The organism is Bifidobacterium longum subsp. infantis ATCC 15697 = JCM 1222 = DSM 20088 (genome assembly GCF_000269965.1).
Taxonomy (GTDB): Bacteria; Actinomycetota; Actinomycetes; order Actinomycetales; family Bifidobacteriaceae; genus Bifidobacterium; species Bifidobacterium infantis.
On the sequence record NC_017219.1, the window covers coordinates 2,708,634 to 2,726,379 of the forward strand.

The 17,746-nt window shown below is 62.2% G+C and carries 13 protein-coding genes and 1 tRNA gene; 6 read left to right on the top strand and 8 right to left on the bottom strand.

What is annotated here, in order from left to right; all coding sequences use genetic code 11:
* Position 1: 1 nt before the first annotated feature.
* The 3 genes from BLIJ_RS12500 to BLIJ_RS12510 form a co-directional block, all read right to left on the bottom strand.
* Positions 2-2,071: a dipeptide ABC transporter ATP-binding protein gene (locus BLIJ_RS12500; protein WP_167315863.1), complete on the bottom strand. Its 2,070-nt coding sequence runs from the start codon at positions 2,069-2,071 to the stop codon at positions 2-4.
* Positions 2,072-2,157: 86 nt separating this feature from the next.
* The gene (locus BLIJ_RS12505) at positions 2,158-3,108 is read right to left on the bottom strand and encodes an ABC transporter permease (protein ID WP_032743855.1); all 951 of its coding nucleotides are present in this window, start codon (positions 3,106-3,108) and stop codon (positions 2,158-2,160) included.
* 72 nt (positions 3,109-3,180) lie between these two features.
* Positions 3,181-4,164, bottom strand: a complete 984-nt coding sequence (locus tag BLIJ_RS12510; protein WP_012578643.1) for an ABC transporter permease — start codon at positions 4,162-4,164, stop codon at positions 3,181-3,183.
* A 306-nt stretch (positions 4,165-4,470) separates the two neighbouring features.
* Between BLIJ_RS12510 and BLIJ_RS12515 the strand changes: the two genes are divergently transcribed.
* Both BLIJ_RS12515 and BLIJ_RS12520 read left to right on the top strand, forming a co-directional pair.
* On the top strand, positions 4,471-5,982 hold the full coding sequence (locus BLIJ_RS12515) for a C1 family peptidase (RefSeq protein ID WP_012578644.1): 1,512 nt from the start codon (positions 4,471-4,473) through the stop codon (positions 5,980-5,982).
* A gap of 275 nt (positions 5,983-6,257) precedes the next feature.
* Positions 6,258-7,328 carry a putative endonuclease domain-containing protein gene (locus BLIJ_RS12520; RefSeq protein WP_012578645.1) on the top strand — a complete coding sequence of 357 codons (1,071 nt, stop codon included), beginning with the start codon at positions 6,258-6,260 and terminating at the stop codon, positions 7,326-7,328.
* 463 nt (positions 7,329-7,791) lie between these two features.
* On the opposite strand, the gene BLIJ_RS12525 is transcribed toward BLIJ_RS12520, so the two are convergent.
* Positions 7,792-8,088: a hypothetical protein gene (locus tag BLIJ_RS12525; protein WP_012578646.1), complete on the bottom strand. Its 297-nt coding sequence runs from the start codon at positions 8,086-8,088 to the stop codon at positions 7,792-7,794.
* Positions 8,089-8,507: 419 nt separating this feature from the next.
* Complete coding sequence (metG, locus tag BLIJ_RS12530; protein ID WP_012578647.1) at positions 8,508-10,373, bottom strand: methionine--tRNA ligase; 1,866 nt, start codon at positions 10,371-10,373, stop codon at positions 8,508-8,510.
* 316 nt (positions 10,374-10,689) lie between these two features.
* Between metG and BLIJ_RS12540 the strand changes: the two genes are divergently transcribed.
* Both BLIJ_RS12540 and BLIJ_RS15325 read left to right on the top strand, forming a co-directional pair.
* Positions 10,690-11,337, top strand: coding sequence for a hypothetical protein (locus BLIJ_RS12540; protein WP_012578649.1), 648 nt, complete (start codon positions 10,690-10,692; stop codon positions 11,335-11,337).
* On the top strand, positions 11,328-11,705 hold the full coding sequence (locus BLIJ_RS15325) for a variant leucine-rich repeat-containing protein (RefSeq protein WP_012578650.1): 378 nt from the start codon (positions 11,328-11,330) through the stop codon (positions 11,703-11,705). Before BLIJ_RS12540 ends, BLIJ_RS15325 begins: the two co-directional genes overlap by 10 nt.
* Positions 11,706-11,731: 26 nt before the next feature.
* Here BLIJ_RS15325 and rsmI read toward each other — a convergent pair whose 3' ends face one another.
* Complete coding sequence (gene rsmI / locus BLIJ_RS12550; protein WP_041982173.1) at positions 11,732-12,742, bottom strand: 16S rRNA (cytidine(1402)-2'-O)-methyltransferase; 1,011 nt, start codon at positions 12,740-12,742, stop codon at positions 11,732-11,734.
* A gap of 430 nt (positions 12,743-13,172) precedes the next feature.
* Here rsmI and BLIJ_RS12555 point away from each other — a divergent pair, with 430 nt between their 5' ends.
* Positions 13,173-14,309: an IS256-like element ISBlo17 family transposase gene (locus BLIJ_RS12555; protein WP_012577358.1), complete on the top strand. Its 1,137-nt coding sequence runs from the start codon at positions 13,173-13,175 to the stop codon at positions 14,307-14,309.
* A gap of 121 nt (positions 14,310-14,430) precedes the next feature.
* Here the strand turns inward: BLIJ_RS12555 and BLIJ_RS12560 are convergent.
* Positions 14,431-14,503 (bottom strand) — tRNA-Ala (locus tag BLIJ_RS12560).
* A 162-nt stretch (positions 14,504-14,665) separates the two neighbouring features.
* On the opposite strand from BLIJ_RS12560, the gene BLIJ_RS12565 reads away from it, so the two are divergent.
* The gene (locus BLIJ_RS12565; RefSeq protein WP_012578652.1) at positions 14,666-15,691 is read left to right on the top strand and encodes an FAD:protein FMN transferase; all 1,026 of its coding nucleotides are present in this window, start codon (positions 14,666-14,668) and stop codon (positions 15,689-15,691) included.
* Positions 15,692-15,842: 151 nt separating this feature from the next.
* Here BLIJ_RS12565 and BLIJ_RS12570 read toward each other — a convergent pair whose 3' ends face one another.
* Positions 15,843-17,681, bottom strand: coding sequence for an ABC transporter ATP-binding protein (locus BLIJ_RS12570; protein ID WP_012578653.1), 1,839 nt, complete (start codon positions 17,679-17,681; stop codon positions 15,843-15,845).
* Positions 17,682-17,746 lie beyond the last annotated feature (65 nt).

Consider the following 17,746-nt stretch of genomic DNA (forward strand, 5'->3'; position numbering starts at 1 on the left):
GTCATGCGAAATGGCATGCAACCTGATGGCCGCTCGGTCGGGAAGTGTCATACGGCCGCAGCGCCGGGCGTTCGCCGCGGCAGCGGGCCTGTTGTTCGGCGCTCAGCTTGGGCATGAGCGGGCAGCGGCCCATGAACGGGCAGCCTTCGAACGTCTCGGTGGGGCTGGGCACCTCGCCCTGCAGCACGATGCGCTGGCGGGTGCGTTCCGCCTTCGGGTCCGGCACCGGCACGGCGCTGATGAGCGCCTGGGTGTACGGGTGCAACGGGTGCTCGAACACGTCTTCGGTGTCGCCGGATTCCACGATGCGGCCCAGGTACATCACCGCCACGCGGCTGGAGATATGGCGCACCACCGACAGGTTATGGGCCACGAACAGGTAGGCCACGCCCAGCTTGTTCTGCAGGTCCTCAAGCAGGTTGATCACGCCGGCCTGGATGGACACGTCCAGTGCGGAGACCGGCTCGTCGAGCAGCACGAGCTTCGGGTTGACCGACAGCGCACGCGCGATGGCGATGCGCTGGCGCTGACCGCCGGAGAACTGCGTGGGGAAGCGGTCCACCTGGTCGGGGTTCAGCTCCACCAGACGCATGAGTTCACCGATGCGTTCGCGGATCTGCTCTTTGGAGTAGTGCTGGACCTTCATCGGCTCAGCCAGGATGTCGTAGATCGGCAGGCGCGGGTCGAGCGAACTCATCGGGTCCTGGAAGACATACTGCACGGCCGAACGCAGCTCGCGGCGCTTCTCGCGCGGAATCTTGTGTTCGAGCTTGGTGCCGAACATCTCGATCTCGCCGTCCTGCGGCTGCTTGAACTCCATGATCTCCATGAGCGTGGTGGACTTGCCCGAGCCGGACTCGCCCACGAGCGCCACGGTCTCGCCTTCGCGCACGTCCAACGTCACGTCGTCCACGGCCTTGACCTCGCCGATCTTGCGACGCAGGAAGCCGCCAGCGGTCAGCGGGAAGGTCTTGCGCATGTGCTTGACGTCGAGCACCATCTTGCGTTCGTCGCGCGGGATGCCGGCGAACTTCGACTTGGCGGCCTCGGCCACCGTGTACACGTCGTGGAAGGTCAGGCCCTTGTCCACGATCTCCTGGGTGCGGTGGCAGGCCACGAACTGGCCCGGGCGGCCGGGCACCGGCTCCATGGCCGGCTCGGTGGTGTGGCATATGTCGGTGGCCAGCGGGCAGCGCGGCGCGAACGGGCAGCCCTTGGGCATGTTGACCAGGTTCATCGGGGAGCCCGGAATCGGCACCAGACGGCTGTTGCGTTCGCGGTCGGAACGCGGCACGGCACCCAGCAGGCCCATGGTGTACGGCATGGCCGGGTGGTCGAAGATGGAGTCGACGTCCGCCTTCTCGACCGGGCGGCCGGCGTACATGACGACGATGTCGTCGGCCACGCCGGCGATCACGCCCAGATCGTGGGTGATGAAGATGACGGCCGCGCCGGTTTCACGCTGGGCCTTGCGCAGCACTTCGAGCACCTGGGCCTGGATCGTCACGTCCAGTGCGGTGGTCGGTTCGTCGGCGATGATCACGTCCGGGTCGTTGGCAATGGCCATGGCGATCATCACGCGCTGGCGCATGCCGCCGGAGAACTCGTGCGGGAAGGACTTCAGGCGGTCCTCCGGGTCCGGGATGCCGACCAGGTTCATGAGCTCGATGGAGCGGTCGTGAATCTGCTGTTCGGTCATCTTCGGATTGTGGGTGACCAGCGCTTCCTTGATCTGGTCGCCGATGGAGAACACCGGGGTCAGAGCGGAGAGCGGGTCCTGGAAGACCATGGCGATGCCCTTGCCACGAATCTCGCTCATCTCAAGATCGGACTTGCTGAGCAATTCCTCGCCGTGGTAGGTGATGGAGCCCTTGACGCTGGCGTTCTTGTCCAGCAGGCCCATGATGGCCATGGAGGTCACGGACTTGCCGGAGCCGGACTCGCCCACGATGCCGAGGGTCTTGCCGGGGTACAGGTCGAAGTTCATGCCGCGCACCGCGCGCACGGTGCCGGCTTCGGAAGCGAAGCTGACGGTGAGGTCGCGTACTGAAATCACCGGTTCGGATGCCATGCCTTGCGCTCCTGTGGTGTCGGGGTTGGTGTTGGTTGTTACGTTGCTTGCGTTGCGTTCGTCGCTCATGATGCCCGTCTCCCCTCTCACTCGGCCTTGCCGCCGGAGCGGGAGTACGGGTCAATGGCGTCGCGCAGGCCGTCGCCGATCAGCTGCACGGAGAAGGTCAGGACGATCAGCACCACGGACGGGAAGACCAGCACCCACGGCGAGGTCTGCACCACGGACTGGCCGGCGTTGAGCAGCGTACCGAGCGAGGTGTCGGGCGCCTTGATGCCCAGGCCCAGGAAGCTCAGCGAGGTCTCGCTGTTGACCGCGCCGATCACGCCGAGCACGGTGTTGATGACCAGCACCGAACCCAGGTTCGGCACCAGGTGGCGCACGATGATGGTGAAGGACGGCACGCCCATGAACTTCGCCGCGCGGATGTATTCGCGGTCGCGCAGGCTCAGGGTCAGCGTGCGCAGCGTACGCGCATAGCCAACCCAGCCGAACGCGGTCAGGCCGATGGCCAGCCACAGCCAGTCGCTGCCGCCGGCCGCCATGCCGACGATCAGGGCGATGAGCAGGAAGGACGGCACGACGAGCAGCATATCCAGCAGCCACATGCCGACCTTCTCGAACCAGCCTTCGAAGAACGCCACGGCCGTGCCCACCAGGGCGGCGATGATCGTGGTGCCGATGGAGCTGAAGATACCGATGGTCAGCGAGCGGCCGAGGCCACGGATAATCATCGCGTACATATCCGAGCCACCGACCGTGGTGCCCAGCCAGTGCTGGGCGGACGGCGGCGAGGCGAGGGCGGCGAAATCGGGCTCGTCGTAGCTCCACTGGGAGAATTTCGAGCCGAAAATCGCCAAGAGAATCAGCAGGATCAGCACCACCAGACCCACCACGGCCGAGGGGCGGCGCATGAAGCGGCGCACGTACAGCTGCATGCGGCCGGTGCGGTGGAAGTCGTCGTTGCTGGAAGCCTCCTGGGCGTTCTTGGCGTCGGCGGACTGCGGTTCGCTGCCCTGCGGATCGGTGAGTTCCATATCCTGGGCGACGGCGTCGGAGACCATGTTCTCGTTGTCGTTCATCATGTTTGATCGTCCTTTGCGCGGGGCTCAGCTCAGTCGGATGCGCGGGTCAAGCCAGGCGGAGAAGATATCCGCCAGCAGCGCGCCGGTCAGCGTGCACACGCCACCGAACGCGGCCACGGCCACGGCACCGTTGATGTCGTTGTTGGCGATGGTCTGGGTGAAGTACATGCCCAAGCCGTTGATAGCGAACACGTTTTCGGTGATCACCGCGCCGGTGAACACACCGGCGATGGAGAAGGCCACGTCCACGGCGGTCGGAATCAGCGAGGTGCGCAGCGCGTGGCGGCGGATGGCCGCGTTGAGCGTCAGGCCCTTGGCGCGGGCGGTGCGCACGTAGTCGGCGTTCATGGTGTCGAGCAGGTACGTGCGCTGGGTGAGGTGGTAGCCCACCATGCCCGGAATCGTCATCACGATGGTGGGCAGGATCAGGTGCTGCAGATAGTCAAACACCCAGAGCACCGGGTTGGAACCTTGGTAGGAGTGCAGGCCGGTCACGAAGAACACGCGGTTGCCCACGATATTGTTGAAGTTGATGGCCAGCAGCACCACCATCAGGCCCATAACGGCGGCCGGAACCACCAGGAAGAACGTTGCGGTGGTGTTGAGCACGCGGTCCTGCCACTTGTACTGGCGGATGGCCGTGTACACGCCGATGCTCACGCCGAAGAGGATGGAGAGCACGGTGGCGAGCGTCACCAGCTGCAGCGAAGCGGAGATACGGGAGGCGATGGCCGGCGCCACCGGCGACTGGTCCGGGCTCAGGCCCCAGTTCCACTGGGTGAGGATGCCCTTGAGCCAGCGGAAGTAACGGATGACGACCGGCGTCTGGTCGTTGATGTTGGCCAGATCGAGCGACCGGTTGATCGACGCGATCGGCGGATGCGGATTGCGCGACATGTAGTTCGAACGCGGATCCATGAATGCGCTGGCCAGGAAATACGTCATCGATACTGCCACGAACAGCATGATCACGTAGTTCACAATGCGTTTGATGATGTACTTGAACACCCAATCACCTCCCAGATAACTGGAAAAGTGATACCCCCCCCCGCTCAAATACCCAAATCAAGTTCATTATATGGAATCTGGGTATTGACTTCTTTGACCTTTTTCTGTAATGGAAATCGTTAAGAAACCTTACTGGATATTGGGCAAACGCTGGATAAGCATCCGTTTGTTAATTTTGTATTTCCCGAGCTTTTGCTGGACATGCTTTATACTTCCGTGTCAGTAGTCCGCCGACTCGGATGGTGACAGTCCCCGCCGCCGGCAGCAGAATATCCATCAGCATCATCAGCATCAGACAGGGGCATCATGACGACAGACGCCAGCGCACGGGCCATCAAACCCGAACTTCTGCGTACGTACACCGAAGACTTCAACAAGGACCGCGCCAACCTGATCGCGGCGGACGCGGCGGTTTCGGCCGGCGTGCTCAAGGCGGCCACCGACTATCGCGGCGTACGTGCGCTGCCGCGCGACTTCTCCATCGAACTCAAGCAGGGTTCGATCACCAATCAGGAGCGTTCCGGCCGTTGCTGGATGTTCGCCTCCCTGAACACGCTGCGTTACGAACTCATGCATCGCTGGAATCTTGAGGATTTCGAGTTCTCCGAGACCTACCTGTTCTTCTGGGACGCGATGGAGAAGTCGAACACTTATCTGGAGAACGTGCTGCGCACGCTCGACGAGGCGACCGATTCGCGTCTGTTCGAAGCCATCAACTGGGGCCCGTCCGACGACGGCGGCTGGTGGCAAATGTTCGCCGCCCTGGTGAACAAGTACGGCCTGGTGCCCAAGAGCGCCTACCCGGAGTCCGAGAACTCCCGTAATTCCGATGATTTCAAGCAGTACCTCAACTCCAAGCTGCGCGAGTTCGCAGCCGAGCTGCGCCGCCGTTCGGTTGCGGGCGCTGGCGAGGACGAGCTGCGCACGCTGAAGGACGAGTACATGGGCACCGTGTACCGCATCTGCGCCGTGTCGCTTGGCGAGCCGCCGGAGAAGTTCGACTTCTTCGCGCGCACCAAGGATGATGATGAGGATAAGAAGGGCGAGGCCTGCAAGTGCAAGGCCGAGGCCGACGCAGACGGCAAGGCCGAATCCTGCAAGTGCGGCGACTCCTGCAAATGCGAGGGCAAATCCGACGCCAAGGCCTGCAAGTCCGACAAGCCGAAAACCGGCAAGGACGAGCGCCCGCAGATTCGCGAGATCGGCATCACCCCGCTTGAGTTCTACAAGAAGTACGTGCCGGTGGACGTCAACGATTTCGTGACGCTGGCCAACGCCCCGCTCAAGAACCGCCCGTTCAACCAGCGCTACCGCATCCGCTTCAGCGCGAACGTGGCCGAGGCTGGCGATATGGAATTCGTCAACGTGCCGCTGGACGTGTTCAAGAAGGCCGCGCTTGACCAGCTCACCGCCGGCCACCCGATCTGGCTCGCCTGCGACTGCACGCAGTTCGCGCTGCGCAAGGACGGTTTCTTCGACCAGTCCGTGGTGCGCGTCGACCAGCTGTTCGGCACCGAATTCACCGGCGACAAGGCCCACGGCCTCGAATACGGCGACAGCCCAAGCAACCACGCGATGACCTTCACCGGCGTGAACCTCGGCGAGGACGGCAAGCCGAACCGCTGGAAGGTGGAGAACAGCTGGGGCAAGGACGCCGGCAAGGACGGCTACTACGTCATGTCCGACGCCTGGTTCGACCGTTACGTCACCGAGCTCATCATCCGCAAGGAATACCTCGACGACGCCACCCGCGCCCTGCTCGCCGCCGAACCGGTCGAGCTCGACCCCTGGCAGCCCCTCACCCGCCGCTGCCGCTGACATTCCGCTGGCGGGAGCATATATTGAATGCCCCTTCTCTCTGTTCAGAGAGAAGGGGCATTACGTTATGCGAGTACGTCCGGCCGCACCTATTCGAGACTATCGCGGCTGAGCTGAGCAAAAGTGCCGTCATCATCGGCCAATTGCCGGTAGGTTCCGGCCTCGCTAATTGTTCCGAACTAGTTATCCACAGAGTTATCCACATCTCCCGCAAGCTAGAGCCACATACCCCGGTTTTCATAGCGAGCACGTGACCGCTGCGCTACGGTGGCGTCATGAACGACATATTGCCCACTCCACCGCCCGGCGTATTCGACGACGAACCGTCCGGCTGGACCCGGCCCCACACACCGCGCACCATCAATCCTGAGCTACGTTCATCACCACGTATGGTGAGTTCCGCGCCAACTGTGATTACAGGCCCTGTGTCGCCAGCAATGAGCGAAACCCTCACCCAACGTAAGCGGGAAATGCTTAAACGATGCACGGACGCCGCGCTACAGCTCAGGCAACCGGTGCTCTTCGGCATGACCACATCGCTGATACTGCAATCCGTGCCGCTTCCCAAGGATTGCGATATCGACCCCGCCGAGCTCCATACCGTCTCCGACTCACACCGCACACGAATACGTGCCATCGTGCCGCCAACGACACCACACATCTGGAAGCCGCTGAGCGATGCACACAATGTGCGTATCAACAAACATGTGTACGCACTGGATCTGATACACACTTGGGCACAACTCGCCACTCATATATCGCTCGAATCGCTGGTCATACTTGGCGACGCAATCCTTACGGCAATCGCCCGCAAGCCGGGTCTGGCGAACGGCCGCACTGCTGACGGCATTTATCAGGACTTCGTGCGGCAAGTCACCGAACTCCCGAAATTCAACGCAAAATCCAAGTGCATGATCGCTCTTGCATTCATTACGCCCCGCGTGGACTCTCCAATGGAATCAAAGACCCGCATCGCGACGACGAAATACGGGCTTCCGCCAGCCGTGACAAATTACACGGTGCCCGGCGCGACATTCAGCAACGGTGCGCCGATAACGCTCGATCTCGCTTGGCCCGAATTTCGCGTCGCCATCGAATATGACGGCGATCATCATCGCACCGACAAAAACCAGTGGCGGCGAGACAACGACAAGCGCGAACTGTTGCGACATCATCATTGGATCATCATCATCGCCACTGCCGCGAACATGGCCGATGAGCCATCCCAAGCCGAACTCGCCTACCGGGTCGGGCGGCAGTTGGCATTGCGAGGTGCCGTATTCGATTTCACTTTGACGGCAACGCCACTCGATGAGCTCGCCCGGCGGAGGCGACGAAGAATATAACGTTTATCGCGAAAGTCGTACAGTATCCATGTTGCGCCGACGCTGCGCGACTCGGTGTCCGTGTCCGATGTCCCGGTAGCGATGTCAATCGATTTATGTGTGGACCGGGCCAGATTTCGCTGTCCCGGTTCTCCATTTCGCCCCTTTTTGAGCAACCAAGACAAAATTTCATTCACCTATCACCCCACCGTGCAATATTCGCCATCGTACATCGGTGGAATTCCGGGGTTTTGGGATTACGGATAATGGGCGTTTACAAGGGGGGCTGCCCCGGTTCCCAAAAAGAAGCCGAAATCACGAACCGGGACAGCGAAATCTGTCCCGGTAATCGCGTCAATCGGTTGCCGTCATCACCGGAACATCAACTGCGCATAGATCGAACGCTTCAATGCTCAACAGGCATGCGACCATACCGCGATAGCGATATTCCGACGGAAGTATGGGACTCACCACGCGACCAATATTATTTACTGAGCTTTGGTGCCTCGTGCTGGATGTGGCGGATCACGGCATCGGGGAAACCGGCGTGGATGTAGTCGGACAGCATCCGCAATAGCCTCTCGTCAAAGGTGTGCCGCTCATCACTGCTGGCATCGACCAGGATGAAATCCCATGAGTATTCGGTGTCACCGTCGTTGATGATGAGCCCGCGGCCAGTGATTTTTGCGGCCAGCAACGCGGCGATCTGCATGGAGCCCCGCTTGATAAGGGCTGATTCCGCTTGGGTCAGATTGCCCGAAAATGTGACGGTATACACCATTAGTTCACCCCTTCTTTGTTATTTTTTAGAACAGCAATGCCTCATTGTAAACAGAAAACACTCTGTTATAATCCCTTTTTCAATATGCGACCCTGGCATTCCCAGCATTAAAAAAGAAACCCGGCGGAGGGGGCCGCCGGGCGAGAGAGAGAAGAGAGAAGAAGGGTTCAGTTATGGGGTTCGAAGAACCTCGCCACCGGTATGAACTTCACTCCGTTGACATCTTCTATGTAACCGCCCCATGCTTGGCGAATTGATGTGCTTGTCTGGGAAAAGTCTTGGCGGAGTGTGACGAATTTGTGACGCCCGCCGACAACCGGCCTCGCTTTGTCGGGGCTTGGCCGCACATACGGCAACGGACCACCTCGCAACACTTCATGTGCGAGGTGGCCCGTCAGCTACGAGCTAGCAATGCCGAATCATTCGGCGGCGAGCTTGGCCTTCTCGGCGGCCAGACGCTCGGCTTCGGCGGCACGGCGAGCAGCCAACGCTTCATCGAAGCGAGCCAGCTCCTCTTCCACGGCCTCGGTCGGAATCTTGGCGAAGATCGGCGCGGGCTTAGGCACCACGGCGCCGACCTCGATTGCCTCGCTCTTCCACGGGTGCACGTTCACACCGAGCTCGTAATCGCCGGTGATAATCGGATACGTGAAGCCGGGCTTGTCGAGATCCTCGACTTCCTTGAGCTCAGGCAGCGGCGAGAAGGTGCCGGTGCCGCCGAGCGCCTCCCACACCTTCTGTGCGGAGTGCGGCAGGAACGGCGCGAGCAGGTGGTTCGCGTCAGACACGGCCTGAGCGGCCACGTGCAGCACGGTGCCGAGACGAGCCTGGTCGTCCTTAATCTTCCACGGTTCGGTGGCGGAGATGTACTTGTTGATGTCGCCCACCACGCGCATCGCCTCGGACAGGGCGTGCTTCTGGTGGTGGGTTTCGATGGAGGAGCCGACCACGTCGAACGCGGCGGAAGCCTCTTCCAGAAGGCCACGGTCTTCGTTGGTCATCGAATCCTCGTCCAGCGGCGGAATCTCGCCGAAGTTCTTGTTGATGAGGTTGGCCACGCGGTTCACCAGGTTGCCCCACGAGGAGGCGAGCTCCTCGTTGTTGTGGCGCACGAACTCGGCCCACGTGAAGTCGGAATCCGAGGATTCGGGGCCAGCCACGGAAATGTAGTAGCGCACGGCGTCCACGGGGTAGCGGGCGAGGATGTCCTTGACGTAGATCACGATGCCGCGGGAGGAACTGAACTTCTTGCCTTCCATGGTCATGAACTCGCTGGCCACCACCTGCTCAGGCAGGTTGAGCGGACCCATCGGGCCGGTTTCGCCGCCCTTGGAGCCCTTGCCGTTGTACGCCAGCATTTCGGACGGCCAGATCTGGGAGTGGAAGGTGATGTTGTCCTTTCCCATGAAGTAGTAGGCCGGGCACTTCGGGTCGTTCCACCATTCGCGCCACTTCTCCGGGTCGCCCTGGCGGCGGGCCCATTCGATGGAGGCCGACAGGTAGCCGATCACGGCGTCGAACCACACGTACAGCTTCTTGTTCGGGTTGTCGATCCAACCCTTCACCGGCACCGGGATACCCCAGTCGATGTCGCGGGTGATGGCGCGCGGCTTGACTTCCTTGAACAGGCCGAGCGAGAAGTTGATGACGTTGGTGCGCCAGCCCTTGCGGGTTTCCAGCCACGCCTTGTTGGCTTCGGCGAGCGCCGGCAGGTCGAGGAAGTAGTGCTCGGTCTGTTCGAAACGTGGGGTCTCGCCGTTGATCTTGGAGACGGGGTTGATGAGCTCGTCCGGGTCGAGCTCGTTGCCGCAGGCGTCGCACTGGTCGCCACGCGCACCTTCGGCGTGGCAAATCGGGCATTCGCCTTCGATGTAGCGGTCGGGCAGGGTACGGCCGGTGGACGGGCTAATCGCCACCTGCTGGCTGCCCTTGTAGATGTAGCCGTTCTCCAGGCACTGCTTGAACATCTCCTGCACCACGTGCTCGTGGTTACCGGTGGTGGTGCGGGTGAACAGGTCGTAGCTCAAGCCGAGGTCGCACAGGTCCTTGGCGATCACGCGGTTGTAACGGTTGGCCAGTTCCTGGGCAGTGAGACCTTCCTTCTCCGCCTCGACGAGAATCGGGGTGCCGTGCTCATCGGTGCCGGACACCATGAGCACATCATTGCCCTTCATGCGCTCGTAGCGCGCGTAGACGTCGGAGGGCACACCAAATCCTGCAACGTGACCGATATGACGGGGGCCGTTTGCATACGGCCAAGCAACATTCACCAAAACATGACTCATAAGGCTTGATTATCCGGCGCGGCGGGGACACGCCCGGATAGCTGCCGCGCCGCCATCCTCATCCCACTCACCTATCCGCCCGCAACTTCCCCACATACTTATCCGTACACCTCTTGCGCGCTTATCCACATACGCATTCGCACACGTATCCGTACGTACATCCGTACACACGTCCACGCACATCCGCACACACTTCCGCCTGTCGATATCCACCGAGTTATCCACATCATTCGCGCACCTAGTGAAGTTATGCACTTATCCACCGTTTTCGCTTATCCGGTGGCGCGCAAGCCGTACTTCTGCATATTGTTCGGTCATGGATATCACAGCAGGTCCGATGACGGACATCACAACAGTCGCCTCGCCGGCAACCGCGCAGCCCGCGGTGCCGCCGATACTGTTTACCAAGGATCTGCCGGGACCGCTCAGCCTTAACCGTCTGGCCGCCTTCGGCGCGTTACGTAAGCTCGACGATTCCGCCGGCTACTGGATCGAGCATTCGGGCACACTGTATGGTCGCGCAAAAATCGTCGCGGAGGTCGCCCCGTTTGGCACTGTGGTGTGTTCGATGACCGCCGCTTGGGTATGGCTGGGAGGCCCCGACTTTCCAAGCACCATAGACGTGATCTCCACATCGCACTTCCGCTCGGCATCCGTCAGCCGCCGCATCCGCGTATTCAAAAGATTGACGTTGCCGGAGCAAATCATCAAGCTCGGCGGGCTGCCTGTCACCACGCCAGCCCGTACGGCTTGCGACCTGGTGATGAGTCCTGAAGACATCCCCGATCCTTCCACCGTCAACGCGCTGGTGTGCCAACTGATGTCCGCGTACCAGTTTCGGCCAAACGACTGTCTGCAAATCGTCAAGGAGCATCGGCATCACAAGTATGCCGGACGCGCACGCATGTTTTTTGAATCGGTGCAGAAGGAGATTGACGAACCGGCTTTGGAGCAATGCGCATGACGAGGGGATTCATCGCCAAAGGACATCGCGGAGGCCGCCATGCCGCTCACCGTTTACGGCATTTGCGGCAGGCGCAACGGTTGCCTCGCCACGCGGCGGCGGCACACTCATCCGAATCCGCATCGCGCGCAATCTCGGATATGACCGCGCCGCCTGAACCACCCATCAGACTTACGCCCGCGGTGGCATGTTCGCCCGATACGGATGTTGCCGTGCTCTGGCACATCGCATATCACGTGCCCGAACTGCGTAAATGGCTGGTTGCCAATCCCAAAGCCGACGCGCCTTTGCTGGAATTGGTCTCGCAGCGTGGTGGGCCTGGGGTCCGGCAGGCGTTGGAAATATTGTTCGAGTCGATGGAAGCGTAACGGGGAGATAATCGCCGGCTGCTGCGCTATCCCTTGATTTTCAGCACAGCCGCATACACCTGCTTGCGATTGGCCAACGATCCGTCAGCCAATGGATGCTCCTGCACCACTTGCGCGATGGCGTCCTTGATACGCAGGCCGTCCTCCAAAGCACGGTCGATGGCCAGCACGGCCATGTCCTCCACGCTCAGCGTGCTGGGCGCGGCCGCTTCGGCCTCCTCGTTGGACGCGCCGCCGATGACCAGCACCATCTCGCCACGGGGCGGATCATCAATCACACTTTGGCGAATCTCGCCAATCGGGCCGCGACGAATCTGCTCATAATCCTTGGTGAGTTCGCGGCACAGGGCCATCGGGCGATTCGGGCCGAACGCGTCCAGCAGATCGTCCATCGAATCGGCAATGCGATGAGGCGTCTCGTAGAACACGATGGTGCGGCGTTCGGGCAACAGCGTGCGCAGATACTGCACGCGCTCGGAATGCTTTCGCGGTAGGAAGCCTTCGTAGCAGAAGCGGTCGGTGGGCAGGCCGGAGAGGGCGAGCGCGTCGAGCACAGCGGAGGGGCCGGGCGCGCAGGTGACGGGCAGACCGCGTTCGATGGCACGGCGCACGATGGCCAAGCCGGGGTCGTTGATGGTGGGCATGCCGGCATCGGACACGACGAGCACGGTGGCGCCGGTTTCGACCTGGTCGAGCAGGCCGTCGGCCTTGTCGCGCTCGTTGTGGTCGTGATAGGCGATGACGCGACCGTTCACATAGACGCCGAGGCGACGGGCGAGATCGTAGAGGCGGCGCGTGTCTTCGGCGGCCACGATATCGGCCCGCTCCAAGAGGGCCACCAGACGGGCGGAGGCGTCGCCAACGTTGCCGATCGGGGTTGCGGCGAGCACCACGGTGCCGGCGGGGATGGTCACGGCCGATTCGCGGGATTGGGTGGCGGCGGATTCGCCGGCATGAACTTCATCATTGCGTTCAGGCACTTGCGTCACGCTACCGTCAGCATCATACTGCTCATTCAACTCATCTGCGCTTGTCATACTCCCAGTATTGCCCATACCACAGAGCAATCCACGACAATCCATGGCGGAATCGAGGCATTCTCCCTTTGCAGGGGCTGATTTCACATGTTCCGGAAGTCTACTTCCGTTTCAAGGGGCTCCTCATCCGGTGAAGCACCAGTACAAACGGCTTTGACGCAACGCTATTCCGCCATTTTGGCGGCGTATCTACTTGACCATCAGCCCCTCGAAACGCAAGTAGACCTCCGGCAAACCCCAAATCAGGGGTTATAGGCCAAAATGTGTGTCCGTTTTGGCTTGTGTTCCTTTGTGGCGGTGGGCGTTCCTCCTGTTCGAGTTGTATGGGCGGGGAACTCGAGGTCGGCCAGAATGTGTGTCCGGAATGGCCGGTCAGGCCTTGCGGCACAACGGTTGAGTGACTTTCGAGTTGGCGTGGCAGATTGGGTGGATGAACACACCTTGTTGCGCCGTGTGCGGCGAGCCGATGAAGCGGAACGGAAGGACGAGCTCGGGACGGATCAGGTGGCGGTGCCGGAACGCCGGCTGTGGGAGCTCACGCACCCAGTCGCGCGACAACAGCGCCCGTGATCTGCGGTGCGGTCTGGATTGGCTGTTCTCGAAGCAGTCGCAGGCCGAGCACCGGCTGCCGGCACGCACGCTGCGCCGCAGGTGCGAGCTCATGTGGGGCCTGTGGCCGCCCGTGCCGCTGGTGGACGAGGTGCATCATGTGGTGCATGTGGACGGCATCCACCTGCACCGCGACGCGGTGGTCCTGATCGCGGTGGCCGGCGGGCACGTGATCGGCTGGCACGTCGCCAAAAGCGAGAAAGCGGCGGCATGGCAGTGCCTGATGGCGCGCATCGCGCCACCGGACGTGCTCGTGTGCGACGGCGGGGGCGGCGTCCTCAAGGCCGCGAAGGCCATGTGGCCGGATACGAGGATCCAGCGGTGCCTGTTCCACGTGCAGGCCAACATCCTCGAGCTGACCGGCAGGCGGCCCCGTCTGGAGGCGGGCGGACGGCTGCGCCGGGTGGCCCTGTCCCTGCCCCGCGTCGGGGACGCGGGCGGCGCGGCCGAATGGCTGGTCTCCTACAACCAGTGGGAGCAGGACTTCCATTCGTTCCTCGACGAGAAGAGCGAATACGCCGACGGCGGCGTGAACGACATGCACCAAAGGCTCGTCAAGGCACGGCGCATGATCCGCAGACGCATCCGCGAGGGCCACCTGTTCACGTTCCTCGACGAGGGGCTCGCGTCCGTCGGCCCGGTGCCGTCCACCAACAACCTCGTCGAATCATGGAACGCGCGCCTGCGCGACATGCTGCGCCGCCACCGTGGACTGCGGCTGGTCAGACGGCTGAAGGCGATCTGCTGGTGGTGCCACCAGCACACGGCGCATCCCGAGACCGACGCGTGGCTCGCGGCCAACGCGATGACCGACGAACGACTCGAGCGCCTCTACCGGCAGGCATGGGAGAGAAGCCCGCAAGGCCAGTACGAGACGTTCGGCATCCCCGCAAGATACGGCACCGGCATCGACTGGAACGAGTTCCACACACGGGTCGAATGGCAGTCGAACGACTAGACCACCAGACACACATTTTGGCCTATAACCCCAAATCAGCCCCTCGAAACGCGAGATGGCACAATACCAACGAAGACAAATGAAAAGACCCTCTGCGGTGGAATGAATGCAGAGGGTCTAGTGGAGCTGACGGTAGTCGAAACCGCGACCTCTTCGATGCGAACGAAGCGCTCTACCAACTGAGCTACAGCCCCTTGGATGTTACTTTGCTCCGCAAAGCAACTCGCAACAATATAGTACGGAGTGCGGTCAAACGCAATTTGACGCCGAAGTGTCGCGCACATGTCGGCACGGTAACGTTTCGGTGCGGGCGCCCGGCCCGAGCGCCGACGCGCCGCACGCACTACGATGGTGGCATGACTGGCCCGACACAACGACCGCACGACCGACCGCCGCACGACCGACCGCACGTGCGGCTGACCGACCGTCTGCCGCACATCGCCGCGTTCCCCGATGCGCTGGGCACCGGCCTGCTGCTGCACACCGACGCCCCGCTGGCGGACGGGCTTCACGACCGGCTTGGCGCGTTCGTCGACACGTATGAGCGGACGCTGTCCCGATTCAGGGACGATTCGACCGTGAGCCGGATGCGCACGGCCACGCGCGGCGGCGTCTTCGACTTTCCCGACTGGGCATCGGGCCTGTTCGACCTGTACGACGCCCTGTACTCGGGCACCGACGGGGCCATCGACCCATGCGTGGGCGAGGATCTGATCCGACTCGGCTACGACGCCGTCTATTCGTTCACCGTCGAGCCCGACGCCCGCGGCGGGCGTCTGGGCGCCATCCACGGCCGGCCCACCTGGGGCGGCGACGTGGAGCGACATGGCACCACACTGGTCACCCGGCGTCCCGTCGCACTGGATTTCGGCGCGTGCGGCAAAGGATATCTGCTGGACCTGCTTGCGGGGATGCTGCGCGCCGACTGGAGGCGAACGCGCCAGTCGGCGCACGATGACCGCCAATACGTCATCGACGCCGGCGGCGACATGCTCATACGCACGGTCGAGCCGATCACCATCGCCCTTGAGGACCCGTCCGACCCCGCCAACGCCGTGGGATTGGCCGAACTCAACCGGGGCGCGTTCTGCGCGAGCGCCCCCAGCCGACGCCATTGGCCCGACGCCGCCGGCCACCAGCTCCACCATCTGCTCAACGCCATCGACGGTCTGCCGGTTGACGATGTAGCCGCCACATGGGTGGCCGTCATGCCGCACGCAGCATCTTTGAGCACCGCACTGGCCGACGGACTCGCCACTGCTCTGTTCACTACCTCGGCCGCCCAGTTACGCGCTCACTTCGATTTCGAATGCGCCATCCTCAACGCCAATCGTGCCGCCGCACAATCCCCCAATTTTCCGGGCGGCTTTTTCACGCATTAATGTACGAAATCATCAGTATCACATCCAGTGGAGCATTCCCTCGGGCGGACCGATGGGTTGCTCCCTTCAGTCAGCTACGCTGACAGCTCCCCTCGGAGAGGGGAGCCGAGTATAGCTAATCCGCTAATCCGCTAACGCAGGAAACAATCCGTCAGTCAGCGAGTGCGAACTGGCTGTTGTACAGGTCGGCGTAGAAGCCGCCCGCAGCCAGCAGCTCGTCATGGGTGCCGCGTTCGATCACATCGCCGTGGGTCATGACGAGGATCATGTCGGCGTCACGGATCGTGGAGAGGCGATGGGCGATCACGAACGACGTGCGCCCCACGGTCAGCGCGTCCATGGCCTTCTGGATCAGCTCTTCAGTACGGGTATCGACCGAGGAGGTGGCCTCGTCGAGAATCAGAATCGGCGCGTCCTGCACCATCGCGCGGGCGATGGTCAGCAGCTGCTTCTGGCCCTGGGAGAGCGACGACTTGTCATCGAGCACGGTGTCGTAGCCGTCCGGCAGCGAACGGATGAAGTGGTCAAGACCCACGGCCTTGCACGCATCCTCGATCTGCTTGTCGGTCACGCCGGGCTTGGAGTAGGCGATGTTCTCGCGCACGGTTCCGCGGAACACCCACGTATCCTGCAGCACCATGGAGAACTGGTCGTGCACATTCCAGCGCGGCACGGACTTGGTGTCCACGCCGTCGATCGCAATCGAGCCGCCGGAGATCTCATAGAAGCGCATGAGCAGGTTGACCATGGTGGTCTTGCCGGCGCCGGTCGGGCCGACGATGGCGACCTTCTGCCCGGCCTTGACGGAGGCGGAGAAGTCGTGGATGATCGGCTTGCCCGGCTCGTAGCCGAACTGCACGTGGCTGAATTCCACGTCGCCCTTCACGTCGCGCCCGCCCGCATGGTCCGTGCCGAGTAGGGCCTGCTTGCCGGATTCGTCCTCCATCTCCGGCTCCTCAAGGAAGCCGAACACGCGCTCGGCGGCCGCCGCGCAACGCTGCAGGTTCTGGAAGGCTTGGGCGAACTGCGCCAACGGCTGGGTGAACAGGCGGATGTACATCATGAACGCCACGATCACGCCGAACTCGATCTGGCCGTTGAGTGCGAGCGCCGCGCCCACCACGCACACCACCACGTAGCCGAAGTTGCCCACGAAGTTCATGAGCGGCATCATCAGGCCGGAGAGGAACTGTGACTTCCAACCCGACTCGTAGAGGTCCGCGTTGTACCGTTCGAAGCGGCGGATGGAATCCGCCTCGCCGTTGTACGCCTTGACGATGAGGTGACCGGCGTACATCTCCTCGACGTGGCCGTTGACGTCGCCCAGAGCCGTCTGCTGCCGGGCGAAGTACTTCTGGGAGGCCTTCATGATGGCCATCATGATGATCAGGCCGATGAGGCTGGCACCGATGGCGCACAGGGTCATGATCACGTTGTTGTAGAACATCATCACCAGCGCGCCCACGAACAACGTCGCCGAGGTGATCAGCGAGCCGAGCGACTGGCCCAGCGTCTGGCCGATGGCGTCCACATCGTTGGTGATGCGGGACAGCACGTCGCCGTAGCTGACCTTGTCGAAGTATTTGAGCGGCAACCGGTTGATCTTGACCGAGATCGATTCGCGCAGCCGCTGGGCGGTGCGCTGGGTGACGTTGGCCATCATCCAGCTCTGCACATAGCCGAGCACGGCATATCCCGCGTACAGGGCCACCAGCGTCCAGGCGATGTGGCCCACCGCGCCGAAATCGACCGAGCGCATCACCGGCCTGCCGTTGACGATGGCGGGCAGGCCTTTGACGATCTCGTTGGTCATGTCCTTGAGCTTGTCCGGGCCGACGATCTGGCAGACGGTGCCGATCGCGCCCAGGATGAGTGCGACGATGATGACGGGAAGATAGTTGCGGCAGTAGTTCACGAGTTTGCCCATGACTTTGCCGAAATCATGGGGCTTTTCGACGGCGCGCCTGCCGCCCATTGGTCCTCTTGGCATGGTGTTCAGTCCTTTTCGTTGTGCCTTGCCCCTCCGGTGAGGGGATGTCCGCGTGGGGGGGGATG

Bases quoted from the DNA above. Each gene is read 5' to 3' on its own strand.
- BLIJ_RS12565 (WP_012578652.1), top strand. From the start codon at position 14,666: ATGACTGGCCCGACACAACGACCGCACGACCGACCGCCGCACGACCGA.
- BLIJ_RS12540 (WP_012578649.1), top strand. From the start codon at position 10,690: ATGGATATCACAGCAGGTCCGATGACGGACATCACAACAGTCGCCTCG.
- BLIJ_RS12515 (WP_012578644.1), top strand. From the start codon at position 4,471: ATGACGACAGACGCCAGCGCACGGGCCATCAAACCCGAACTTCTGCGT.
- metG (WP_012578647.1), bottom strand. From the start codon at position 10,373: ATGAGTCATGTTTTGGTGAATGTTGCTTGGCCGTATGCAAACGGCCCC.
- BLIJ_RS12505 (WP_032743855.1), bottom strand. From the start codon at position 3,108: ATGGAACTCACCGATCCGCAGGGCAGCGAACCGCAGTCCGCCGACGCC.
- BLIJ_RS12525 (WP_012578646.1), bottom strand. From the start codon at position 8,088: ATGGTGTATACCGTCACATTTTCGGGCAATCTGACCCAAGCGGAATCA.
- BLIJ_RS12520 (WP_012578645.1), top strand. From the start codon at position 6,258: ATGAACGACATATTGCCCACTCCACCGCCCGGCGTATTCGACGACGAA.
- rsmI (WP_041982173.1), bottom strand. From the start codon at position 12,742: ATGACAAGCGCAGATGAGTTGAATGAGCAGTATGATGCTGACGGTAGC.
- BLIJ_RS12500 (WP_167315863.1), bottom strand. From the start codon at position 2,071: ATGGCATCCGAACCGGTGATTTCAGTACGCGACCTCACCGTCAGCTTC.
- BLIJ_RS12555 (WP_012577358.1), top strand. From the start codon at position 13,173: ATGAACACACCTTGTTGCGCCGTGTGCGGCGAGCCGATGAAGCGGAAC.
- BLIJ_RS12570 (WP_012578653.1), bottom strand. From the start codon at position 17,681: ATGCCAAGAGGACCAATGGGCGGCAGGCGCGCCGTCGAAAAGCCCCAT.
- BLIJ_RS15325 (WP_012578650.1), top strand. From the start codon at position 11,328: ATGCGCATGACGAGGGGATTCATCGCCAAAGGACATCGCGGAGGCCGC.